The following is a 24,129-nucleotide window of genomic DNA, read 5'->3' on the forward strand; positions in this document are numbered from 1 at the left end:
CGATGAGCTACCTCTTCATCGCGTTGACGATCATGCTGACGGTCTACGGCCAGCTGATCCTGAAGTGGCAGGTAGGCGTCCACGGCCACCTGCTTTCCGCGCCGCTGCAGCCGTTGAACGTGCTGCAACTGCTGCTCAAGCCATGGGTCATTTCCGCCTTTGCGGCAGCCTTCGGTGCATCGCTGTGCTGGATGGCGGCCATCAGCAAGATGCCGATCAGCCGGGCCTACCCGTACATGGCGATCAATTTCTTCCTGGTTGCGCTGTTTGCCAGCGTGATCTTCCGTGAGCAGCTGGATGGATACAAGATCGCCGGAACGCTGATCATCATGCTGGGTGTGGTCGTGCTGTCACGATCGGTCGCCTGACACCATTCCAACGCCCACCCTGCGAGGCACACTCTTGATTCCCTTCAACAAGCCCTTCATGACTGGTCGTGAGCTCTGGCACATTGCGCAGGCGCACGCCAACGGCCACCTGTCCGGCGACGGTCAGTTCACCAAGCGCAGCCACGCCTGGCTTGAACAGCGCACCGGGGCGCAGCGGGCGCTGCTGACCCACAGCTGCACGGCCGCGCTGGAGATGGCGGCGCTGCTGCTCGACCTGCAGCCCGGTGACGAAGTGATCATGCCGTCCTATACCTTCGTGTCCACCGCCAACGCATTCGTACTGCGAGGGGCGGTGCCGGTCTTCGTGGACATCCGCGAGGACACGCTGAACCTGGACGAGCGCCTGGTGGAGGCTGCGATCACGCCGCGCACCCGCGCCATCTGCGTCGTGCACTATGCCGGTGTGGCCTGCGAAATGGACAGCTTGCTGGACATCGCCGCCCGCCACGGCCTGGCCATCGTCGAGGATGCAGCACAGGCCATCATGTCCACCTACAAGGGACGGCCACTGGGCACGATTGGCGAACTGGGGGCCCTCAGCTTCCACGAAACCAAGAACATCATTTCAGGTGAGGGCGGCGCCCTGCTCTGCCGCGACGCCCGATTCGGCGAACGCGCGGAAATCCTGCGCGAGAAGGGAACCAACCGCAGCCGCTTCTTCCGCGGCCAGGTCGACAAGTACACCTGGGTGGACGTCGGTTCCTCCTTCCTGCCCGGCGAGATCACCGCCGCATTCCTCTGCGCGCAGATCGAAGAAGCAGACCAGATCACCGCGCGCCGCCTGGCCATCTGGGACCGTTACCAGCAATGGGCGGCGCCGCATGAAGCGGCTGGCCGGCTGCGCCGGCCGATCGTACCGGCCGACTGCCAGCACAACGCGCACATGTTCTACATGCTCCTGCCCGACCTCGACGCGCGCACCCGCTTCATCTCGGAAATGAGGAACCGCGGGGTGCAGACCGTTTTCCATTACATCCCGCTGCATTCGGCACCCGCCGGCCTTCAGGCCGGCCGTACCCATGGCGAGCTGCACAATACCGACGCGCTCAGCGAACGGCTGGTGCGCATGCCGCTGTGGGTGGGCGTGGAAGAGCACCTTGAGGCGATCTTCGCAGCTGCGGACGACGTGCTCGCATGAATCAACCGGTCACTTCAGCAGCGCAGGAAGCCCGGGAACTGCTCAAGGGGTTGCCCGGCTGGTACTCCAGCCTGTCCATGCACCGCCGCCTGCAAGGGCTGATGATGCTGGTCGCGGGCCTGTTGCTGCTGATCCTGCTGATCGTGCCGTACAACCGCCAGGTGCTGGTCATTGACCTGGAGAGCGCACAGCCTGGGCGGCTGCAGGTCTATTTCGACATGGGACAGGGCCTCTCCGAGTCCCTGTCCACGATCAAGCGCTATCAGGCCGGCCAGACCGAACTGCGCTACGAGCTGCCACGCGGCACGCTGCACGGCATCCGGATAGATCCTGATCCCGGCGCAGCGCCCATCGTGTTCACGCATATCGGCGCGGTTGGCTTCGGCGGGCGCGAGCGACAGACACTCGCAGACCCGCTGCAGCTGGAAGGTGTGCAGATGGCACGCGACACCAGCCCCGGCCTGGAACACGCACGGTTCGTGATCACCGCCGATGCCACCGATCCACAGCTGGCGATCCCGCTGGCGGTGCCGATGAAAAGCAACTCCGGCGTAGCACCGGCTACGTGGAACCTGCTGTGGTGGGCATTCTGGTTGAGCCTGCTGGTAGCCATCAGCCTCCAGTTCCTGCGCCGGCCCATGCCGCTCCTGGCATTGGCACTGATCGTGCTCGGGCTGTGCACCGCGCTGTCGATGTTCTCCCCGACCTCGGGCCGTTCGGTGCACCCCGATGAGCTGCTGCACGACGCGGATGCGGGGTATTTCCAGCACCATTGGGCGCCGCCGCGCATGGATGCACCGGACCTGGCGACCAGCTTCACCAGCAGTCCGTATGGCGTGACCTATCTTTCCGAATGGAACGTTGTCTACCTGTTCGCCGCAAAGACCTCACGGATCTTTGGCGAACTGGGCCTGGACGTGATGCTGTCCTATCGCGCGTTCAATCTGGCATTGTTTGCGCTGATGCTCGTTGGCCTGGTGGTGATCCGCGCGCCGCGGGGCAGCTACATCCCGCTGTTGATCACGCCACAGCTCTGGTACGTGTTCTCCTATTTCAATGGCGATGCAATGCCCTTCGCGCTGGGCATGCTGGCCGCCACGATCGCACTGATGCCCGAGGGCCCATTGCAGCGCTTCCTGCAGCGCCGCGGGCCCTTCGACGCCGCCACGCTGGGGCATCTGCTGGTGTTCTGCACCTGCCTGGGCCTGTTGCTTCTTTCAAAGAAGAACTACTGGCCGGTCGCAGCGTTCATCGCGTTGTCGATGTCGGTCGTCGCGCTGCGACTGCGCGCCCTGCTGGCCTCGTCCCTGGTCGTGCTGCTGCTGGCCGGCGTTGCCGCCAACGGCGCCGGCACGGGGCTGGCCGCTGCGGCAGGCTCCTCCCTGCTCACCGTGGTGGGCATCATGGCCGGCCTGTCGCTGCTCTACTGCTTCTATGCAGCCTGGGTCCTGCTGCGCGAATCCCACAGCCGCGCAGCGATCGGTCGCATCTGTCTGACCCTCGCACTGTCGGCGGCGGTGGCCCTGCCGTGGATCGCGGCCGATGCCTACAAGCACCGCGGCGGCCCGGGCAAGACCGCACTGATCGAGCAGCAGCGTGAGCGGTTCGCCGAGCCCGCATTCAAGCCCTCGGTGACCCGCACGCTGTCCGCAGAGGTCTCCGGGTTCAAGCTCCAGGAGAAGGGCGTGCAGATCGGGCAACTGCTCGACGCACCGAAGGAGTGGCACGTGGGAACGTTCCGCAGCTTCTTTGGCGTCTATGGCTATATGGAGTACTTCGACACCGAGAGCGCCTATCGGTTCGTCGGCTGGTGCGTGCTCGGGGTCCTGTTGCTCGCGCTTGCCTGGGGACTGGGCACCCGCACGCTCTCCCCTGCCCTGGCCATCACCAGTGTCGGCTGCGGGCTGGCACTGGTGCTGGCCTCGTTCCTGCACAGCTGGACCTATGATTTCCAGCCGCAGGGGCGCTATGTGATGGGCCTGGTGGTGATGATGGTGCCGCTGTTCATGCGCACCGGCGAGTCGCAGTGGGGACGCGTCCTGTTCACCGCCGTGGCGCTGCTGCTGTTTGTACTGTCAGCCGCTTCATTCACCCATATCGCGCTGCCGCACCTGGTCTGACACCAGCGGCGGCAGCCGGGTGTGCAGGACATCACGCGGGCGAAGCGCGATGTCGTAGTTGAGGAAGGCCAGGATCAGCTGGAGCCCACTGAGAATGGCCATGGCAGGCAGCACCACCGTGCCCACCGGTGCTGCCAACCCCGCCACGGACAGTTCGAACCAGCGAACAGCGCCGTAGGCACCGCCTCCGAGCAACAGCACGACACCGGCCACCAGCTGCAGCGATGCCACTGACAGGTCGCGCAGGAAGTAGTTGTAGCTGATGCGCTTGGCGAAGTTGCGCGCGTGCTTCAGGGCGAACTCGCCCAGCACCTTGCCTACGCTGAGGTTGCTGACCTCTTCGCCGTAGTGCGCGTCCATCGGCACGTCCACCACCACGGCACGCACGGCGTTGAGCCGGAACAGCAGGTCGGTTTCGAAGAAGTACCGCTCGCTGAGTTTTGCCAGCGGCAAGCGTGCGGCGACCGCGGCGTGGATGGCGGTGTATCCATTGGTGGGATCGAACAGATCCCAGTAGCCGGTGGACGCTTTGGCCAGGAAGGAAAGCCCCAGATTGCCCAGGCGACGGAGCCAGGGCATGCGGCTGATCTGGCCCAGATCCCAGAAACGGTTGCCCTTGGCATAGTCGGCCTGCCCGCGCGCGATCGGAGTCACGAACAACGGCAGCAGTCGCGGATCCATCTGCCCGTCGCCGTCCACTTTGACCAGGATCTCCATGCCGTCGGCAATGGCAGCCCGATAGCCGGTCACGACCGCACCGCCCACGCCCTTGTTCCGGGCATGGCGCAACACCCGCACCCGGGCGTCATCCGTATCCGATTCGATGAAATCACCCGACGCCTCGGGGCACGCGTCGTCCACGCAGTAGACGGCCGTCACCTCGGGGCCGATCGCTGCCAGCACACCGCGTATATGGCGGGTGACCTTGTAGCACGGGATGATCACCGCGATGCGCGGTACGCAGGGAGCGGCCTGGGGAGCGTCGGGCGAGAGAGCAGCGGTCATGGTTGCAGAGGATAGAAGAAGAGGCCGCCCGGTGCGGCAATCGCATCCTGCACGCTCAGGCCCAGCCTGCCCAGCTCGGTCATGCACAGGCGTGTTTCCAGCATGTCACGATCGGTTGCACGATCGGAACGATCAATCAACACATGGGTCACCCCCAGGCTGCGCAGCTGCTGGCGCGCTGCGGCGGGCTTGTTGCTGCAGAGCAGCTGTCGTAGATCGCGTGCCGTGAATGGATAGCCGGCCCCCAGCCGTACATTGAACAGATAGTCACGCTGTCCGAACGGAAGATAGGGCGCGACGCTGGCAGAGGGCAGCACCCAGTCCTCGCGCCCATTGAGCATGACCGAGTAGGCCGGTACCAGCACCACCGCATCCGCCGGCAAACGCGCCTCGGCCTGCTGGAACGCCCGCACCTGCTTTTCGTCCACTGGATAGGGCCATCCCATGGTCCTGGCCCGCGGTGCAGGCGGTGGCACCACTGCAAAGGCCAGGGCCCCAAGGGCGACCACAATGGCGGTGGCGCGGCGCAGGCTGGCCTTGGGCAGGGCGCGGAGGTGGCGGCCTGCGCCCACCGCGTCCAGCAGCAGCAGCAGCGACGCCAGTGCCAGCATCGATTGGATGAGCAGCGCATACATGCCCAGCAGGTCGATGTAACGCTGCGAGTAGGTGCTCAGCAGGCTCGCTTCCAGCGAACTGTGGCCCAGGGCGAGCAGGACGATGTTGGCAAGCCGCTGCGCACACAGCACCGAGAGCAGCAATCCAATCTGCCACCCCAGAATCGACACCAGTAGACGCCGGCTTTCCGCGGCCAAGCGGCGCCAGAGCAGCGCTGCCAGGCCTGCCGCAATGCTGGCAAGCGCCAGAGCATGTCCCAGCGGATGGATGGCGCGCCACAGGAACTGGCTGGAATCGGGCATCCACTGCGTCCAGGGCGCCGGCTGAGGCCCGTGCCAGAGCTCCCACATCACCGCCGCACGAAGCGCCTCCGGCAGTGAACCCTCGACCAGAGCAACGGAGGGTGGCGTGTACAGGCGCAGCCCCAGGAACTGCTGCAGCCCTGCCCGCACCTCTGGCACGGCTTCTGCCACAAGCTGGAGGTAGTAAGGATCGGCCAGCAGCAACACAACGCCGGCCGCCGTTCCGGTGAACAGCCCCAGCAGCGGCATCAGCAGGCGAAGGGACAGTCCACGCGTGTGCAACCACGGGAACACCGCCACGCAGAGGAACAGCGGCACGGAGAAACCGGCGTAGGCCACTGCCAGTGAAGGATTGAGCTTGACCGCCATTGCCCCGGCAAAGGGTAGCGCGGCCCAGCAGAACGCGGCGCTGCGCCGGTTCCGCGCCATGCCGTGCAGGGTGGCCGCCAGGGCGGGCAGCAGCAGCACGGCCAGCGCACTCAGGCGCCCGGTGCTGTTGAGGTCTGCCACGGGATAGAAGTACGTGGTTCCGCGCAGCATGAGCGCACCCAGGCCCGCAAGCAGCAGTGCGCCGCCGGCCATCAACAGCGCCGGCGACAGCCCCCGTGAGCGCAGGCGCCCCCACACCAGCTCGGTCAGCCCCACCACGGCCAGCGTCGCCTGCAGGGCCGGTTGCACCTTCAGGAACGGCCCCAGGTGATGGCCCATGCCGGGCCAGGCCCACAGCGAGGCCAGCACATGCAGCAGCTTCGGGTACTTCTCCAGCCAAGCGGTACCGCCGGCGGTCAGCAGCGGATAGCCCGCTTCGTACATTGCCGTTGTGAAGGCAATATGCTGATGGGTATCGAGCCCCAGCGCACCGGCACGCCGTGAGTACAGCGCGGCGATGGCGACCAGTGCGAACAGGCCCAGCAGGCTCGGCAGCGAAGAACCGCTGCATGAGGGCACAAGGCTGCGCGCAAACCCGCGTGCCTGCGTTCGATGCGCCAGCAGACTGATCGACAGTGCCGCCATCACCAGCAACGGCAGGGCCAACGGCAGGTCGGCCCAGCTCGTCCATGCCCAGGCCAGCGGAGCCGAGACAAGCCAGACCAGCAGCAGTGCAAACTGGCCCAGCCAGGCCTTCAGGAAGAGGCCAGGTCCCTGCGCTGTGCTTGCCAGCCCCAGCCATGCCAGTACCCGATGACCGAACCATCCCATGGACAACAGGGAGACCGCCAGAAGAATGACGAACTGGAACTGGGAAACACTGCGCGAGCAGAGCAGGATGAAGATCAGGACGCCGGCGACCACCCACCTGCCGCGGTTGCGCCCCAGCACGCCATGGCTTGGCCCGTTTCCAGCACTGGCGACCATGTAGTCAGCCGTCTGCCAGCACGCGGCTGTGCACGTCGCTGGCAATACGGGCGAATTCGCCCTGGCCGAGCAGGGCATGATCGCTTCCGGCAACGGCACTCTGCATCATGCCGCGCTGTTCAAATGCATCCACCAGCGCCACAAGCCCCGCACAGATCGCCTCGGGGGTCATGCTGTCGAGCGAATGCACGTTGGCCACGGTCTGGTCCAGCCGCTTGTTGTCGTAGCGGTTGGTCAGCACCTCCATGCCGAACGCGGCCATTTCCAGCGGCGGATAACTGGGGTGCGGTGAGACCATCAACGACAGGCCGATCGCCGACGTCGACAACAGCCGGGCATACGCATCGATATCCAGCTTGCCGAGCGCCTTCAACGCGAACGGGCCCAGATCCAGGTCGGCCTGCAGTTCACCCGGTGCCGCCACCTCCCACTGCCTCGCGCGCGGGTCCTTCCAGCCCCACAGGCGCAGGCCCTCGCAGATCAGCTCGAATGCATTGCGCGGCGTGCCCGGGCGCGCGTAGACAACGATACGGCGCTGGCGGGGAACAGCGGCATCACGGACCTGCTGCAGCGCCGGGCGCAGCCCGTCATGCAGAACCGGTTCGAACACCGAGTGCTTCTCGTAGCGCAGGCCATGCTGCTCGAAGAACCCGGCAAGCAGGGCCGTGTTGAAGATGCCGATGTCGCGCGCAGGGCGGTACGTGCTCAGCGACAGCGCGTACTGGCTCGACCAGGCATAGAACCCCGGCTCGAAGTCCTGGATGAGGTAGATCATCGGGCGATCAATGCCGCCGTTGTCGCCCTGCCATTGCGACATGCGCTGCGCTGCGTACGCCGTCCACCAGGCGGTGGCCACCCAGATGTCCTCGCCGGCCACCGGCAGGGTCTTCTGGTAGCGATCGCTGAACGGCACGATCTGCCGCATTGCCGTGGAGGTCTGGTCTGCCGGGACCAGCGCATGGTCGGAGAAGCGCGAAAGCGCTTCTTCATCCGGTGAACTGTCGACCAGGATGATCCGCGATGCAGGGAAGAACCGGCACAGCTCACGATAGATCAGCACGGCCGTGTGGATGCCGCCGAAGTAATGTTGCTTGTTGATCGACGGCAGCACCAGGTTCAGCCGCCGGCCCTCCCAGGGGTCGTGCCGGGGGGTACAGGGAGTGATCTCGGCAACGTGGGTATTGGGCGTGGGCGCACCGGGAGCGCTTGCATCCAGCCGCGCGGCGATGCGCCGCAACAGGTGACCCAGGCGGCTCATTGCACGGCCCCGCGCAGACGGGGCGACGAAGCCATGTAGTCCAGGTTCGGGCTGAAGAACGGATCGCCTTCTTCGCGATACGGCGAATACGCTTCGGCCGAGCGCACGAAGTCGCTCTCGGGGATCGCACGCGGATCACGCGTCTTGGACTCGTGGTGGATCATCACCGCACGTGCGACGTAAACGGTGGCAAGGCCGCGTGCATGCGCACGCAGGCACAGCTCCACATCGCTGCCGCAGACAATGAAGGATTCATCGAACCCGCCCAGCGACTCGAACGTGTCACGTGCCACCACCATGCAGGCGCCCGTCACGGCCAGCACCTGGCGCTGCAGCACCGGGGAAACGAACAGGTTCTGGTTGTGCACCGGCGCTTCACCCTTGAATACATGGTCGGCCCAGCCGCCCATGCCGATTACCACGCCGGCGTGCTGGATGGTGCGATCGCCGTACAGCAGCAACGGGCCGCACACGCCCACGTCCGGCCGCAGCGCGTTCTCGGCAAGCCGCTGCAGCCACTGCCCATCGATGATCTCGGTGTCGTTGTTGAGGAACACCAGCACCTCGCCACGCGCTTGCCGCGCAGCCAGGTTGTTCAGTGCCGACCAGTTGAACGGCACATCGGCACGGATCACCCGGAAGCTCTCGCGGCGGGACATCGCCTCGAGCCACTGCAGGGTCTCGGCCTGGGTTGAACCGTTGTCGACGACGATGATCTCGAACGCACGGTAGTCGGTCTTGGCGTACAGCGACTCAACACAGGTGCGCAGCAGGTCCAGGCCATCGCGGGTCGGAATGATGATGCTGGCCAGAGGGCCCTTGTCCGCGTATGGGTAGCGCACGTCGTAGCAGAACAGCTGCTCGCCGTCGTCCACCTGCGCCCCGGGGTGGGTTGCCTGCACATGCTGCTGCAGCGCGCGACGACCGGCGTGATGCGCGTAGGGCTTGGAGCCGGCATTGGCCGCGGTGGAACCGGCGTGCGCGCGCCAGTGGTAGAGCACCTTGGGCACATGCGCGATGGTGGCGCCGGCGGCGGCACAGCGAAGCACCAGATCGTAGTCCTGCGAGCCATCGCAGTCGCTGCGCAGCCCCCCCAGCTGCGCCACCAGCGCAGCATCGAAGCTCACCAGGTGACCCAGGTACATCTGCGACAGGAACAGGTCCAGATTCCAGTCAGGCTTGAAGTACGGATGGCGGAGGCGGCCGTCTTCGCCCAGCACATCGTGGTCGGTGTACACGACCCCTGCCGAGGTGGCCACATGGCAGGCAACCACCGCAGCCAGTGCATCCGGCTCGAGCAGGTCGTCGTGGTCGAGGAAGGTGATCCAGCGCCCCTTGGCCAGTGCGACCGCAGCGTTGGTCGTGGCCGCAATGCCCTGCCGTTCGCTTGAGCGAGAGACACGCAGGTTCGGCAACCGCCGCGCCAGTTCTTCCAGCACGCGTGCCACATGCGGTTGATCGGACGCATCGTCGTGGATGCACAGCTCCCAGTTCGGGTAGGTCTGTGCTTCGACGCTGGCCACGGCCTCGCGCAGGAACACCTCCGGCGTGTTGCAGACCGGCATCACGATGCTGATCAGGCCGGCGTCGGCTGGAACCGCAGCCGGTGCCTGCTGGCGCAGCCATTCGGCGTAGACGTCCGGCGGCGTGGTCGCTGCTGCCGTGTGCGATCCATTGGCATAGGCCAGAATCGCCCGCGCCAGATGCTTCGGCCCCCTGCGTGCGGCGCGGGCCAGTGCAGAGAGGATGGTGCCGACAGAGACACCCTGCCCCTGTGCGCGACGAATGCTCCAGTAGATTCCGCGAAGCAGATTACCCATCTTGGACATCAGGCATTACCTCGTTGATTCAGTACGGTCACTTCCCGCTTGCCCCATCGCTTCAAGACACGCCCCAACCCACCAGCGCGCCAATGACCAGGCCGCCCAGCGTCAACCCCACCATTGCGGCTTGCCACTTGCGGCGCGAGCGCTGGTAGTCCGCCGCGCGCTGCTGCAGGCGCTGCTCGAGCTCGCGCTCCACATCCCGTGCCTGCAAGCGGGCGGCCTCCGCGGCCTCCACCAGTTCAGCCATGCGTGCCTGGGCGCTCTGCAACTGCTGCAGCTCATCGGCCACGCGCGCCTTCAGCTCCAGCTCGGCCTGCTGCCACTGGTCGCGCTTTCGCAGCCACCCGGCATCGGCCTCGTCCTTGACCTGCTGCAGCTGCTGCGCATAGGCGGCGGTGGCGCCCCACTCGCGCTTGGCCACGGCAAGATCGGCGATGTAGGCATCCAGCAGCCGCGCCGTGGATTCCCATTCCTTCTCCGAATTGGCGGTACGCACCGCCAGCTCACGCAAGCCGCCGGCGAGACCGCTCAGCAGCGCAGTCGCCTCCGCATCGAGATCGGCACGGAACGGCGGGTTGGCCTGCAGGCGCGCCGCATCGCTGGGCAGGCGCACGGCCACGCAGTACTCGCGATAGGGCTGGTCGCTGTGGTCGCCGGCGAACACCCGGCTGTTGTAGAGACGGTCGGCTGCGCTGACCAGGGGTTCCAGCTCGGGGAACTTCACCTTGATGAAATGCGCACCCATCAGGCTGGACCACAACGCGGCATTGCCCTGGCCGAAGCGCAGCACCGTCATGCCGGCGCTTTCAAACGCGGCCACGATCTCAGCGGTGTCGACCAGGCCGAATTCCTTGTGCTCCTGCAGCCAGACGTAGTCCTCGCCGAACAGCTCACGCCAGCGACCATTCGCATCGACTTCAGCGTCGCGCACCCACGGCTGGTCCGGCGGGAAACCGACGATGACCGCGCGGCTGGCGACACGCGCCATCTCGGCTGCGGCCTTGGCACGCAGGAGCGCGGGAATATGCTCAAGCACATCCAGCGATACGACGGCGTCGAAGCCCTGCTCGGGGAACGGCAGCGCGGTGGCGTCAGCCACCACGAAGTCCTTCTCGTCCCCTTCGGCATGCAGGTCGGTGTACAGGAACGTTGCCTGTGGCAGGAACTGCCCGAGCAGACGCTGACGGTTGGCCCCTACTTCCAGCACCCGCGGCGCGGGCAGATCCAGCGCCTGCAGCAGATGCGCCGCCGCACCGTAGCGCTGGTAATGGTCAAAGGGAATTTCAAGCAGCGTCGGGGTCATGGACCTTCCACTCATGCGGGATATAGACCACGCCCTCACTGAAGTAGGGCGCGGCCACGGTGAAGACACTGGCTTCGGACAGATAATCCAGGCAGACCAGGCCCTTGTCGGTGAACAGCCCCACATCAACGCGGTAGCTGCCGGTCAGCAGGGTCATCGACGGGATGCAGTAGCTGACGCGGTGCGAGCCGCGGGAGGTGGGAATCACCACCCGCTCAAGATAGGTGTTGGGGCCAAAGATATGCAGGCCATCCATGCCCTTGATCGCTACGCCGAGCAGCAGGCCATCGACCACCTCATCGCCGACGGTATAACTGATGTCCACCGTCAGCGGCTCGAACGGGGCCAGCATGTCGGTGCTCAGTGCAACCGTTTCAAGATGCGCGGGGATGCTGCCCGGGGCGGGTGCCTGGCGCACTTCGGCATCCTGCGCCACGGCCAGGTCCTTGCCCAGTTCGTAGTCGCGGAAACGGTCAGCCACGAAGCTGGCTTCACCGTGCAGCTTGACCTTGCCACCTTCCAGCCACAACGCGGTCTGGCAGAAGCGCTTGACCTGCTCGAGCGAATGCGACACGAACAGGATGGTGGCGCCGCGTGCACGGATCTGTTCGATGCGCGCAAGGCATTTCATCTGGAAGCGGATGTCACCCACCGACAGTGCTTCGTCGATGATCAGCACATCCGGTTCGGTGTGGATGGCCACCGAGAACGCCAGGCGCACGTACATGCCGCTGGAATAGGTCTTGACCGGCCGGTCGAAGAAATCGCCGATATCGGCGAAGTCGATGATCGACTGCAGCTTGTCGTCCACTTCCCTGCGGCTCAGGCCCAGCAACGAGGCGCTCAGGTACACGTTGTCGCGGCCGGAGAAATCCGGATTGAAACCGGCCCCCAGTTCGAGCAGCGCGGCAAAGCGCCCGCGGATGCTGACCGAGCCGGAGGTCGGGCGCACCGTGCCGCACAGGATCTGCAGCAGGGTCGATTTGCCGGCGCCGTTGCGGCCAATGATGCCGACTGTTTCGCCCTTCGGCACGACCAGGTTGATGCCGTCCAGCGCACGGAAGGTGCGGCTGGCGCGGTCGCCGGAAGGCTTCAGCAGCGACAACAGACGGTCGCGCGGGTTGGCGTAGACCGGATAGTCCTTGGTCACGCCCAGCACTTCGATGGCCGCGTCAGCTGAGGCCTGCAACGTGGTGGTCTGCGGGTTGTTCATAGGACGTCCGAGAAGCCGCGCGAGAGGCGACGGAAGAGCGCGTAGGCCAGCATCGCCGCCACTACCGAAAGCAGGAAGTGGGGCAGCAGCGCGGCCAGATCAGGCGCCGAGTTCTGCACCGTCACCGCGCGCAGCTGTTCGATGGGCGTGACCAGCGGGTTGAAAAACACCAGGCCCCGCGCCGCCTCGGGCATTGCATGCGCCGGGAAGAAGATCGGGCTGAGGAACAGCAGCACGCTGCTGAGGATGCCGACGAACTGGCCGATGTCGCGCAGATAGACCCCCAGCGCCGACAGCGACCAGGCGATCGCAAGCAGCATGGGGGTCATTTCCAGCAGGATCAGCGGCGAGGCCAGCGCCCACGCCGACGGCAGCCCCGACTGCCAGGTCTGCGCGACCAGCAGGATGGTCAGGCCGATGCCGGCGGTCGTCAGCGCTGCGGCCACCTTCACCATCGACAGCACCGGCAGCGGAAAGACCACCTTCTTCACGAAGTTGGGTTGCCCAGCGATGATCCCAGGTGCCGTGATCAGTACTTCCGACAGCAGCGTGAAGGGTACCAGGCCCGCAAACAGCATCAGGGCGAAGTCGCCGGTGGATTCGGCACCCGCCCATCGCGCCTTGAACACGCCACTGAACACCAGCGTGTAGACACACAGCATCAGCAACGGCTGCAGGACCAGCCAGAGAACACCCAACGTAGTGGTGCGGTACCGCGCTGCCAACTCACGCCCCAGCAGCTGGCGGAACAGGAACAGGAGATTGGCGTGCTTCTGCATGGATCAGCGATTCCCTGCAGACAGCGCATTTTCCAGATCCACCTGCAGGTCCCCCAGCTCCTCAACACCCACGCTCAGCCGCACCAGCGCATCGCTGATGCCCAGCTGCTCGCGGCGCGCGACCGGGATCGAGGCATGGGTCATCACCGCCGGGTGGTTGACCAGGCTTTCCACGCCGCCCAGCGACTCGGCCAGGGTGAACAGTTCGGTGTTCTCGCAGAAACGCTTGGCCGCTTCGAAACCGCCCTTGAGCACGATCGAGACGATGCCGCCGTAGCCGGCCATCTGCTTGCCCGCCAGCTCGTGCTGCGGGTGCGAGGGCAGGCCCGGGTAGATCACCTTCTCCACCGCCGGGTGCTTGTCCAGCCACTGGGCCAGCGCCAGCGCGTTGGCGCAGTGCGCCTTCATGCGCAGCGGCAGGGTCTTCAGGCCACGCAGGGCCAGGAAGCTGTCGAACGGGCCCTGCACGCCACCCACCGAGTTCTGCAGGAAGGCCATCTGCTCGGCCAGTTCGGCGTTGTCGCCGACCACGACCATGCCACCGACCATGTCCGAGTGGCCGTTGAGGTACTTGGTGGCCGAATGCAGCACCAGGTCGGCGCCCAGTTCCAGCGGACGCTGCAGCATCGGCGAGGCGAAGGTGTTGTCGACCACCACGATCAGGCCATGGCGCTTGGCGATGGCGGTGACCGCAGCGATGTCCACGATCTTCAGCATCGGGTTGGTCGGGGTCTCGATCCACACCATCTTCGTCTTCGGTGTGATGGCCGCCTCGAAGGCCGCCAGATCGGTCAGGTCGACGAAGCTGAAATCCAGCCCGGCGGTGCGGCGGCGCACGCGCTCGAACAGGCGGAAGCTGCCGCCATAGATGTCGTCCATCGCCACCACGTGGCTGCCGGCATCCAGCAGTTCGATCACGGTCGAGCTGGCCGCCATGCCCGAGGCGAAGGCGAAGCCACGGGTGCCACCTTCCAGCGAGGCCACGCAGCGCTCATAGGCGAAGCGGGTCGGGTTGTGCGTACGCGAGTACTCGAAGCCCTGGTGCTCGCCCGGGCTGGACTGGGCATAGGTCGAGGTGGCGTAGATCGGCGGCATCACCGCGCCGGTGCTGGGATCGGGTGACTGGCCACCGTGGATGGCCAGGGTAGCCAGGGCCAAGGCGCGATCCTGGGAAGTAGCGTTGGACATGTTCTTTCCTGGTGGGCGCCGGCATGCGGCGCCATCAAAGGATCGGGAGTCTATCAGCGCGGCCTTAACGACCTTTGACGCAGATAAACCGGGATTCAGTGGCGAATGTCGGCGATCGGCGGCTTACTGCACGCGACGGCGCAGATAGTTCAGCAGGTCGATGCGGGTGATCAGGCCCAGGAAGCTGTTGCCATCCATCACGATCGCCACCTGGCCACGGTCGAACACCGGCAGCAGGGCCTCGATCGGCGACTTCACGTCCAGCCGGTCCAGCTTGCTGACCATTGCGGTGGCGACCGGGTCGCGGAAACGCGCTTCATCGCCGTAGACGTGCAGCAGCACGTCGCTTTCGTCGACGATGCCGACCAGCTGGTCGCCGTCCATCACCGGCAGCTGCGACACGTCGTACAGCTTCATGCGCTGGTAGGCGGTGGTCAGCAGATCGTTCGGGCCGATCACCACGGTGTCGCGCTGGCCGTACGGACGCAGGATCAGGTCGCGCAGGTCGCCGTGCTGGGGGCGCTGCAGGAAGCCGTTGTCCAGCATCCAGTAGTCGTTGTACATCTTCGACAGGTACTTGTTGCCGGTATCGCAGACCAGCACCAGCACCTTCTTCGGCGTGGTCTGCTCCTTGCAGTACTTCAGTGCCGCAGCCAGCAGGGTGCCGGTGGACGAACCGCCGAGGATGCCTTCCTTGCCCAGCAGTTCGCGCGCGGTATGGAAGCTCTCGGCGTCGCTGATGGCGTAGGCTTTCTTGACACGGCTGAAGTCGGAGATCGACGGCAGGAAGTCCTCGCCGATGCCTTCCACCAGCCAGCTGCCCGACTTGTCGTTGAGCACGCCGTCGTTGATGTATTCGGCCAGGATCGAGCCGACCGGATCAGCCAGCACCAGCTCGGTCTTCGGCGACAGCGTGGCGAACGCGCGCGACAGGCCGGTCATGGTGCCGGAGCTGCCGCAGCCGAACACGATGGCATCCAGATCGCCGCCCATCTGCTCCAGGATCTCCGGGCCGGTACCGAATTCATGCGCGGCGGGGTTGTCCGGGTTGCCGAACTGGTTGATGAAGTACGCGCCGGGGGTCTGCTCGGCGATGGTCCGGGCCAGATCCTGGTAGTAGTCCGGGTGGCCCTTGGCCACGTCCGAACGGGTCAGGCGCACTTCGGCGCCCATCGCCTTCAGGTTGAAGATCTTTTCGCGGCTCATCTTGTCGGGAACGACCAGGATGAGCTTGTAGCCCTTCTGCTGCGCGACCAGGGCCAGGCCCAGGCCGGTGTTGCCCGCGGTGCCCTCGACCAGGATCGCGCCCGGCTTCAGGTCGCCGCGCTTCTCCGCCGCCTCGATCATCGACAGGCCGATGCGATCCTTGATCGATCCGCCCGGGTTGGCGCTTTCGAGCTTCAGGTAGAGCTCGCAGACGCCGGTGTCCAGGCGCTGGGCCTTGACGATCGGGGTCTGGCCGATGAGTTCGAGGACGGAAGAATGAATGGGCATTCGGAGGACTTTCGATTCGCGCCGCACAGGGCCGGACCGTTGATTATCCGTCGGATGGCGATGAATGTCAGGTCGTACGGAACCGGGCCCTGAGCCCGCAAAAAGGGATGCGGGCGGCCCCGGATCGACGAGGAGACCGGTACCGCCCGCATCGGTGAGTTGTGCCTGCAGGCCAAGGCACCACCGCCTGTGGTGCCTTGGCGCGGCCGCCTCATCGGCGGTGCCGCGATGCCAGGGCAGGAGCGCCTGGCGGGGCCATCAATGGCCGGGCCACGCCGTTCCGGGCGTGACGGGGTGCGTCAAAGCGTGGGGGATGGCGCTGAAAGCGGTGTTGCGTACATTCGCAGAAGACGTTGCTTGGCCAGCAGCTTCTCGCGCTTCATGCGACCCAGGGTGACATCATCGATCGGGAGTACACCCAACTCCGCATCCATGCACTTCTTGTTCAACTTGCGGTGCTGGTCATGGAGTGCCCTGAACTCCGGATCCCGCGCACGACGTGCGTCGATCTCGCTCTGGGGCTGATCTTCAAACATGATGGACCTCCTTCGACAGATACACGAACGCCCCGGCCGAAAGGCACGGGGCGTTGTTCATGGAGGAGCGCCGGTCGATGGCCACCTGGACGCCTGCAACGACCTGCGGCACTGGCCTGCGCACGTCGATCTGCTGCGGTTCGCGCCCTGCTTGCATCGGCCCGGCCCTCCCATCGTCCGGTCCGCGGCATTGCGTCCCGGACGATTGACCCTACGCCTGCTCAAGGCGGGGTACAAGACCCCTGCGACAAAAAGACCGAACCCCGCCGGGGCGGGGTTCAGGCTGAATGCTCATCGCAACGAAAAACAAACAATATCAACGAATTACGGGGCAATGATGACCTCAGCCGAGCGCGCCCGGGTGGCGGCCGCCTTCTTGTCACTGACCTGGATGCGGTTGCTGGCGACACCGGCCGCGACCAGTGCGTCGCGCAGCGCCTCGGCCCGCTTCTGGCCGACCCCGTTGGCGCTGTCATAGGCCTCGATACGCAGGCGGCCCTTCTTGCCGATGTTCAGGTACTCGGCCAGCGCCTTGGCCTGGTTGCGGGCGCCGCCGGACAGGCTGGAGGCGCCAGTGGCAAATGCGTCACCATTGAAAGTGAAGACTTCGCCACGGCCGTCGAACTTCGAGCCCGGCAGCTTCTGCCCGGACACCAGCTCGGCTTCCTCGCGGGCCAGCTTGGCGGCGTTCTGCTGGGCGGCGCTGAGGCGCTGCTGCTGCTTGCCGGCCACGCTGGTCAGGGCGTTCTCGGCGTCCTGGCGGGCCAGGGTTTCGGCTTCGGCGGCCTGGCGCAGACGCTCTGCCTCCTCGGCCTGCATCTGCGCCTGCATGCGCAGCTGCTCGGCTTCCTGGCGGGCACGGGCGGCGTCGCGGCGGCTGGCCTCGATCAGCAGGTCGCTGCGGGTCCGCTCGAGGCGGTCAACCTCGCGCGCGGCCAGGGCGGTGCGCACGGCGGTCTCGGCAATCTCCACCCGGCGCTCGGCCAGATAGGTGGCCAGCTCCTGGTCGCGGCGCTTGGCCTTGTCCAGGGTGGCAATGGCCTGCTGCGCCTGCATGCGCTCGAAGGCGCCCAGCTCGGCAGTGTCCGGGTTGGCCTGGATGGCCATCAGGCGCTGGCTCAGCTGCGCCACCAGCGGGTTGTCGGCAGCCATGGCCAGCGACGGCAGCGCCAGCAGGGCGGCCAGGGTTGCGGCAGTCATCGGCTTCATCGGCGGTCCTCCCCGGTCGACAGCTGGCGCTGCAGCTGGTTGACCTCGTTGCGGCGCAACTGCAGCTGGGCGGTGGCCGTGGCCTCCTCGCTGCGCACACGCGCCAGGTCGGCATCGGCGGCGGCGCGCAGGGCCATCGCCGGGGCGTTCTTGCGCTCGCGGCGGTCGGCAGCGGCCCGCTGGGCCTGCTCCAGGCCCTGCCGGGCCAGGCCGATCAGGTCCGGGGCGTACTGGTCGGCATCGGCCTGGGTGGCCTTGTCCACCGCCTGCCGGGCCTGCGCCAGTTCCAGCGCGGCGTCCTGCGCCCAGGCGGGGGCAGACAGTGCGAATGCAAACGCCATCACATACAGGACATGGCGCATTCGTGCGAAGCTAAGTCGTTTCATTGGGGAGGCCGTACCGGTTGTCGGTTCACGGCCATTGTCGTCAAGCCGACACCGTGCTGGCAACGGGCGTCGGCCGTTTCGTTGGGGAAAATTCGCAATGGATATCGGCTACTTCCTGAAGCTGATGACCGAAAAGAACGCTTCGGACATGTTCCTGACCACCGGGGCACCGGTCTACATCAAGATCGAGGGGAAGCTCTATCCGCTGGGCAACACCGGCCTGCCGCCGGGCATGGTCAAGAAGATCGCCTACTCGCTGATGGACGAAGGCCAGGTGCCGCAGTTCGAGCGCGAGCTGGAACTCAACATGGCCATCGCCCTGCCCGATGCCGGGCGCTTCCGCGTCAACGTGTTCAAGCAGCGCGGTGAGGTCGGCATGGTCATCCGCGCCATCCGCAGCCGCATTCCCAGCATCGAAGAGCTGAACCTGCCGCAGGTGCTGAAGGACGTCATCATGACCCCGCGCGGGCTGGTGCTGGTGGTGGGGTCCACCGGTTCCGGCAAGTCGACCTCGCTGGCGTCGATGATCGACCACCGCAACAGCACCACCACCGGTCACATCCTCACCATCGAGGACCCGATCGAATACCTGCACAAGCACAAGATGTCGATCGTCAACCAGCGCGAAGTCGGGCTGGACACCCATGCGTTCCACAACGCGCTGAAGAACGCCATGCGTGAAGCGCCGGACGTGATCCTGATCGGCGAGATCCTGGACGCGGAGACGATGGAAGCGGCGATCGCCTTTGCCGAGACCGGGCACCTCTGCCTGGCCACCCTGCACTCCAACAACGCCGACCAGACCATCGAGCGCATCCTGAACTTCTTCCCGGAAAGCGCGCACAAGAACGTGCTGATGAACCTGGCGCTGAACCTGCGTGCGGTGATCAGCCAGCGCCTGGTGAAGAACAAGGAAGGCCGTCGCCTGCCGGCCACCGAGGTGCTGATCAACACGCCGATGATCCGCGACCTGCTGCGTCGCGGCCAGGTGCACGAGATCAAGGCGGCGATGGAAGGCTCGTTGGAGGAAGGCATGGAGAGCTTCGACCAGTGCCTGTTCCGGCTGGCCAAGGCCGGCGTCATCGAACAGGAGGAAGCGCTGCGTGCGGCCGACTCGCGCGACGGTCTGGCGCTGAAGTTCCGCCTGTCCGAAGGCAGCAGCGGCGAGCACGATCCGTACGCGGATTTCTCATCGCCAACCCAGCCCACCATCACCCACGGCTTCTGACCGCACGAAAAAGGGGACGGAGGGGATTAAGTCGTATATGTACCTACGACACGGTTCCTCCGCCCCATTTTCCTGAAGAATTCAGGGGCGGTCTCATCCAATGAGACCCCTCATCCGTAGGTTTCCGCAATGGAAACCATCCGCAAGCTGGCCATTCTGGCCGATGCCGCCAAGTACGACGCCTCCTGCGCCTCCAGTGGCTCGGGAAAGCGCGACTCGCGTGCGAGCGGTGGCATCGGCAGCACCGAGGGCATGGGCATCTGCCACAGCTATACGCCGGACGGCCGCTGCGTATCCCTGCTGAAGATCCTGCTGACCAACTTCTGCGTCTACGACTGTGCCTATTGCGTGAACCGCGTTTCCAGCAATGTGGCCCGCGCGCGCTTCAGCGTGGACGAGGTGGTTGCACTGACCCTGGATTTCTACAAGCGCAACTACATCGAAGGCCTGTTCCTCTCCAGCGGCATCATCCGCAATGCGGACTACACGATGGAGCAGATGGTGGAGGTCGCCCGGCGCCTGCGCCAGGAACACCGCTTTGCCGGCTACATCCACCTCAAAACCATTCCCGAAGCGTCGCCGGAACTGCTGGCCAGCGCTGGCCGCCACGCCGACCGCCTGTCGATCAATGTGGAACTGCCCACCGAGGCCGGGCTGAGCACACTGGCGCCGGAAAAGACCGTCCAGTCGATCCGCGGCGCGATGGGCGAGCTGCGCTGGCGCATCGAGGAAGCCCAGGAGGCCCGCAGGGCCGCACCCGCGCAGGCGCCAGCAGTGACCCGCAGCGCGCGGCCCAAACCGCCCCGTTTCGCGCCGGCAGGCCAGAGCACGCAGATGATCGTGGGTGCCGATGGCGCCAGTGACCGCCAGATCCTGACCAGCGCCGATAGCCTGTACGGCAACTACCGCATGCGCCGGGTCTACTACTCCGCGTTCAGTCCGATTCCCGATGCCAGCCGGCAACTGCCGCTGCAGCCCCCACCCCTGCAGCGCGAGCACCGGCTGTACCAGGCCGACTGGCTGTTGCGCTTCTATGGTTACGGCGTGGACGAGATCACCGATACCACGCAGGGCGGAATGCTCGATCTGGATATCGATCCGAAGATGGCCTGGGCAATCCGCCATCCCGACCGCTTCCCGGTCGATCTGAACCGTGCCCCGAAGGAAATGCTGCTGCGGGTGCCTGGCCTGGGCGTGCGCAATGCACAGCGCGTGCTGATGGCGCGCCGCCACGGGCGCCTGCGCGTGGCCGACATCGCCCGCCTGAAGGCACCGATGAGCAAGCTGCTGCCGTTCGTGCTGCTGGCCGACCATCACCCGCGCAAGGCACTGGATGACCCGGCCACGCTGCGTGCGCAGCTGGCCCCGCCTCCGCGCCAGGGATCGCTGTTCGATGCGCCGCCGGCCGCCTGAGGCGCAACGCTGGTCCCAACGGGTCGACCCGGCCTGGTCGTTGCAGGCCTGGCGCGATGGTGCACGTGATGCGCTGCTGCGGGGCGTGCGGCCCGAGCAGCTGGATTGGCTCGATGGCAGCGAAGCCTCGCTGCTGGATGCGCCGCCGGTGCAGCAGGCACCCGTGCCGGTACACGCAACCGTTCCCGGCGTCCCGCGCGAGTTCCTGGAACTGGCCGCCACCTGCCTGTGCCACAGCGAACCGCAGCGCCTGTCACTGCTGTACCGGCTGCTGTGGCGGATCACCCATGGCGAACGCGCGGTGCTGAGCAATCCCGCCGATGCCGATGTGCTGCGTGCGATGACGCTGGCCCAGGCCGTTCGCCGCGACACGCACAAGATGAAGGCATTCGTACGCTTCCGCGAGGTGCCCGGCCAGCCCGAGGCGTTCATCGCGTGGTTCGAACCGCAGCATCACATCGTCGACCGGGTGGCGCCCTTCTTCGCACGCCGCTTCACCGGCATGCGCTGGGCCATCCTGACGCCTTCGCGCAGCGTGGCATGGGACGGACAGGCGCTGGCGTTCGGCCCGGGTGCACGGCGTGAGGATGCCCCCGCCGAGGATGCGCGCGAGGCGCTGTGGCAGACCTATTACGCCAGCATCTTCAATCCGGCCCGGCTCAATACCCGGATGATGCTGCAGGAGATGCCGGCCAGGTACTGGCGCCACCTGCCCGAGGCGCAGTTGCTGCCGCGCCTGGTGCGCGATGCCGGCGATCGCGTGCAGGAAATGCATGATCGGCCCGCGCAGTCACCCCAGCGCAGGATTCCCACGCGCGCGAACGCGGCGACAGCGGCGACCGATGCCAGCAGCCTGGAGAATCTGCGCGGGCAGGCCAGCGCCTGCCGCCAGTGCCCGCTCTGGGAGCAGGCCACGCAGACCGTGTTCGGGCAGGGGCCGGCAGGGGCCGAGGTGATGCTGGTCGGAGAGCAACCTGGCGACACCGAGGATCTGCGCGGGCAACCGTTCGCAGGACCTGCCGGCCAGGTGCTGGACCGCGCACTGGCCGAACTGGGGATCGATCGCGCCACGCTGTACCTGACCAACGCGGTGAAGCACTTCCACCATGAACGGCGCGGCAAGGTGCGGCTGCACAAGCGGCCGGAGAGCCGCCACATCCAGGCCTGCCGCCCCTGGCTGATGGGTGAGATCGCGCGCGTGCGGCCCCGGGTGATCGTGTGCCTGGGCGCGACAGCGGCCGCCTCGGTATTCGGTCGTGATTTCGACCTCTCCCGCGACCGCGGACGCTGGCACACCCTCGAGGACGGCACGCGCGGCTACGCCACGGTGCACCCGGCATGGGTGTTGCGGCAGGCCAACGATGCGCGCCGCGAGGAAGCCTACCGGGTTTTCCGCGATGACCTGGCCCGTTTGCAGCAGAAAGGGGACGGAGGGGATTAAGTCGTAAGTGCATATACGACTTAATCCCCTCCGTCCCCTCTACTTTCAGGCGGCGTCGGGCTGCTTTTCCGGGCGCGCACGGTCAAAGGCGTCCAGCGCCTGGCAGGCCGCTTCGATGCGGCGCAGGGTCGGGAACGGTGCCAGGTCCAGGCCGAAGCGGTGCGCGTTGTACAGCTGCGGCAGCAGGCAGAGATCGGCCAGGCCGGGGCGGTCGCCGTGGCAGAAGGTGCCGGTGTCGCGGCTGTTGGCCAGCATCGCTTCCATCGCGGCAAAGCCTTCGGCGATCCAGTGCAGGGTCCACTGCGTGCGGGCATCGGCCGGCAGTTGCAGTTCACGCTCCAGGTACTGCATCACCCGCAGGTTGTTGATCGGATGGATATCGCAGGCCACCAGCTGCGCCAGCGCCCGCACCCGTGCACGGCCGGCGGCGTCGGCCGGCAGCAGTGGCACCTGCGGGAAGCGCTCGTCCAGGTATTCCACAATCGCCAGCGACTGGGTCAGCGTGTGCCCCTCGTGCAGCAGGGTCGGCACCAGCTGCTGCGGGTTGAGCGCACGATAGGCGTGCAGATGCTGCTCGCCGCCTTCGCGCACCAGGTGCACCGGCCGCGCGTCCCAGGCCAGGCCTTTCAGCTCCAGGCCGATGCGCACACGGTAGGCGGCGCTGGATCGCCAGTAGGTGTACAGCACGATGCCGTCGTCAACCGGAATCTCCATCGCCGCCTCCAGGCTCAGGGCTTGGCCGCCTGCTCGATGCGCTGCTCGATCGCACCGAAGATGCTGTTACCTGCGGCATCGAGCATCTCGATGCGAACCACGTCGCCGAAGGACATGAACGGCGTGCTCGGGCTGCCGTCGCGCAGGGTTTCGACCACGCGCTGTTCGGCGAAGCACGAGGCGCCCTTGCTGGTGTCCTCGTTGGCGATGGTGCCGGAGCCGACAATGGTGCCGGCGCCGAGCGGACGGGTCTTGGCCGCATGGGCAACCAGCTGGGCGAAGTTGAACTGCATGTCCACGCCTGCTTCGGGCGCGCCGAACCACTGGCCGTTGATGTGGGTCAGCAGCGGCAGGTGCACCTTGCTGTCCTGCCAGGCAGCACCCAGTTCGTCGGGGGTGACGAACACCGGCGACAGCGCCGAGCGCGGCTTGGACTGCAGGAAGCCGAAACCCTTGGCCAGCTCGCCCGGTATCAGGTTGCGCAGCGAAACATCGTTGACCAGGCCGATCAGCTGGATATGGCCTGCGGCCTGTTCCGGGGTGGCGGCCATCGGCACGTCGTCGGTGATCACTACGATCTCCGCTTCCAGGTCGATGCCGTAGTCCTCACTGACCACCTTGACCGCATCGCGCGGGCCGTAGAAGCCGGCGCTGGTGGCCTGGTACATCAGCGGGTCGGTGTAGAAGCTCTCCGGCACCTCGGCGCCGCGGGCGCGGCGCACGCGCTCGACGTGCGGCAGGTAGGCACTGCCATCGACGAACTCATAGGCGCGCGGCATCGGCGCGGCCAGCGCCTGCGGGTCGAGGTCGAACACGCCATCGGCATCGCCGGCATTGAGCGATTCGGACAGGGCGTTCAGGCGCGGCGCGATGCGGCTCCAGTCCTCCAGGGCCTGCTGCAGGGTGGCGGCAATGCCGGTGGCGCGGACGCCGTGGCGCAGGTCACGCGAGACGACGATCAGGGTGCCGTCGCGGCCGCCTTCCTTCAAAGAACCAAGCTTCATGGGTGGGTGTCCGGAGTCGTGGGCAAACAAGTTTCAAGTGTAATCAAATCTGCGGCGACGCCAAGCTGCAGCGCGGCATCGGCCCACCCTACCGTAGTGGGGGGTTCGGCAGGGCTTGCAGCCCTGCACCTGCTTCACGCCAGGGCAACCTCAAATGCCAGAGCGGCTCTGGGTTGTTGTGAGTTGGGCGGGGCGGTGTGGGTGGGCAGGAC

The 24,129-nt window shown here is 66.2% G+C and carries 20 protein-coding genes; 6 read left to right on the forward strand and 14 right to left on the reverse strand.

The window, feature by feature from the left end; genetic code table 11:
* The first annotated feature begins 2 nt into the window (after window positions 1-2).
* From ARC23_RS07720 to ARC23_RS07730, 3 genes are read left to right on the forward strand one after another with little or no spacing between them, the layout of a single operon-like run.
* Window positions 3-368 (forward strand): EamA family transporter, encoded by a 366-nt coding sequence (locus ARC23_RS07720; protein ID WP_057496716.1) that lies wholly within the window; start codon window positions 3-5, stop codon window positions 366-368.
* A gap of 34 nt (window positions 369-402) precedes the next feature.
* On the forward strand, window positions 403-1,527 hold the full coding sequence (rffA, locus tag ARC23_RS07725) for a dTDP-4-amino-4,6-dideoxygalactose transaminase (RefSeq protein ID WP_080393045.1): 1,125 nt from the start codon (window positions 403-405) through the stop codon (window positions 1,525-1,527).
* Entirely contained in the window at window positions 1,524-3,647 is a 2,124-nt protein-coding gene (locus ARC23_RS07730; RefSeq protein ID WP_152985224.1) for a hypothetical protein, read from the forward strand. Before rffA ends, ARC23_RS07730 begins: the two co-directional genes overlap by 4 nt.
* Here ARC23_RS07730 and ARC23_RS07735 read toward each other — a convergent pair.
* The 12 genes from ARC23_RS07735 to ARC23_RS07790 all read right to left on the reverse strand — a co-directional run bounded on the left by ARC23_RS07735 (window position 3,612) and on the right by ARC23_RS07790 (window position 18,093).
* Entirely contained in the window at window positions 3,612-4,652 is a 1,041-nt protein-coding gene (locus ARC23_RS07735) for a glycosyltransferase family 2 protein (RefSeq protein WP_057496718.1), read from the reverse strand. The genes ARC23_RS07730 and ARC23_RS07735 overlap by 36 nt on opposite strands.
* A complete protein-coding gene (locus ARC23_RS07740; RefSeq protein ID WP_152985225.1) occupies window positions 4,649-6,925 on the reverse strand; it encodes a hypothetical protein in 2,277 nt (758 codons plus the stop codon). Before ARC23_RS07740 ends, ARC23_RS07735 begins: the two co-directional genes overlap by 4 nt.
* A gap of 4 nt (window positions 6,926-6,929) precedes the next feature.
* Window positions 6,930-8,183, reverse strand: coding sequence for a rhamnosyltransferase WsaF family glycosyltransferase (locus ARC23_RS07745; protein ID WP_152985226.1), 1,254 nt, complete (start codon window positions 8,181-8,183; stop codon window positions 6,930-6,932).
* Window positions 8,180-10,012 (reverse strand): glycosyltransferase family 2 protein, encoded by a 1,833-nt coding sequence (locus tag ARC23_RS07750; RefSeq protein WP_238985212.1) that lies wholly within the window; start codon window positions 10,010-10,012, stop codon window positions 8,180-8,182. The genes ARC23_RS07745 and ARC23_RS07750 overlap by 4 nt, the downstream gene beginning before the upstream one ends.
* Before the next feature lie 52 nt (window positions 10,013-10,064).
* Window positions 10,065-11,327, reverse strand: a complete 1,263-nt coding sequence (locus tag ARC23_RS07755; protein ID WP_341271522.1) for a class I SAM-dependent methyltransferase — start codon at window positions 11,325-11,327, stop codon at window positions 10,065-10,067.
* Complete coding sequence (locus tag ARC23_RS07760) at window positions 11,293-12,525, reverse strand: ABC transporter ATP-binding protein (protein ID WP_238985213.1); 1,233 nt, start codon at window positions 12,523-12,525, stop codon at window positions 11,293-11,295. Before ARC23_RS07760 ends, ARC23_RS07755 begins: the two co-directional genes overlap by 35 nt.
* Window positions 12,522-13,304, reverse strand: coding sequence for an ABC transporter permease (locus ARC23_RS20390; RefSeq protein ID WP_080393046.1), 783 nt, complete (start codon window positions 13,302-13,304; stop codon window positions 12,522-12,524). The genes ARC23_RS07760 and ARC23_RS20390 overlap by 4 nt, the downstream gene beginning before the upstream one ends.
* 3 nt (window positions 13,305-13,307) lie before the next feature.
* Complete coding sequence (locus ARC23_RS07770) at window positions 13,308-14,492, reverse strand: cystathionine gamma-synthase (RefSeq protein WP_057496720.1); 1,185 nt, start codon at window positions 14,490-14,492, stop codon at window positions 13,308-13,310.
* Window positions 14,493-14,615: 123 nt separating this feature from the next.
* A complete protein-coding gene (locus ARC23_RS07775; RefSeq protein WP_057496721.1) occupies window positions 14,616-15,986 on the reverse strand; it encodes a pyridoxal-phosphate dependent enzyme in 1,371 nt (456 codons plus the stop codon).
* 299 nt (window positions 15,987-16,285) lie between these two features.
* The gene (locus ARC23_RS07780) at window positions 16,286-16,522 is read right to left on the reverse strand and encodes a YdcH family protein (protein ID WP_057496722.1); all 237 of its coding nucleotides are present in this window, start codon (window positions 16,520-16,522) and stop codon (window positions 16,286-16,288) included.
* 324 nt (window positions 16,523-16,846) lie between these two features.
* A complete protein-coding gene (locus tag ARC23_RS07785) occupies window positions 16,847-17,731 on the reverse strand; it encodes an OmpA family protein (protein ID WP_057496723.1) in 885 nt (294 codons plus the stop codon).
* A complete protein-coding gene (locus tag ARC23_RS07790) occupies window positions 17,728-18,093 on the reverse strand; it encodes a DUF4398 domain-containing protein (RefSeq protein WP_057496724.1) in 366 nt (121 codons plus the stop codon). The genes ARC23_RS07785 and ARC23_RS07790 overlap by 4 nt, the downstream gene beginning before the upstream one ends.
* A 121-nt stretch (window positions 18,094-18,214) precedes the next feature.
* On the opposite strand from ARC23_RS07790, the gene ARC23_RS07795 reads away from it, so the two are divergent.
* The 3 genes from ARC23_RS07795 to ARC23_RS07805 all read left to right on the forward strand — a co-directional run bounded on the left by ARC23_RS07795 (window position 18,215) and on the right by ARC23_RS07805 (window position 22,199).
* Window positions 18,215-19,345 carry a PilT/PilU family type 4a pilus ATPase gene (locus ARC23_RS07795; protein ID WP_057496725.1) on the forward strand — a complete coding sequence of 377 codons (1,131 nt, stop codon included), beginning with the start codon at window positions 18,215-18,217 and terminating at the stop codon, window positions 19,343-19,345.
* 129 nt (window positions 19,346-19,474) lie between these two features.
* Entirely contained in the window at window positions 19,475-20,758 is a 1,284-nt protein-coding gene (locus tag ARC23_RS07800) for a putative DNA modification/repair radical SAM protein (protein ID WP_057496726.1), read from the forward strand.
* Window positions 20,739-22,199, forward strand: a complete 1,461-nt coding sequence (locus tag ARC23_RS07805; RefSeq protein WP_057496727.1) for a UdgX family uracil-DNA binding protein — start codon at window positions 20,739-20,741, stop codon at window positions 22,197-22,199. The genes ARC23_RS07800 and ARC23_RS07805 overlap by 20 nt, the downstream gene beginning before the upstream one ends.
* A gap of 45 nt (window positions 22,200-22,244) precedes the next feature.
* Here the strand turns inward: ARC23_RS07805 and maiA are convergent, their stop codons facing one another.
* Together maiA and ARC23_RS07815 are read right to left on the reverse strand one after the other, a co-directional pair.
* Window positions 22,245-22,913 carry a maleylacetoacetate isomerase gene (gene maiA / locus ARC23_RS07810; protein WP_057496728.1) on the reverse strand — a complete coding sequence of 223 codons (669 nt, stop codon included), beginning with the start codon at window positions 22,911-22,913 and terminating at the stop codon, window positions 22,245-22,247.
* Window positions 22,914-22,927: 14 nt separating this feature from the next.
* Window positions 22,928-23,917 (reverse strand): fumarylacetoacetate hydrolase family protein, encoded by a 990-nt coding sequence (locus ARC23_RS07815; RefSeq protein WP_057496729.1) that lies wholly within the window; start codon window positions 23,915-23,917, stop codon window positions 22,928-22,930.
* Window positions 23,918-24,129 lie beyond the last annotated feature (212 nt).

The organism is Stenotrophomonas beteli, assembly GCF_001431665.1.
Classification (GTDB): Bacteria; Pseudomonadota; Gammaproteobacteria; order Xanthomonadales; family Xanthomonadaceae; genus Stenotrophomonas; species Stenotrophomonas beteli.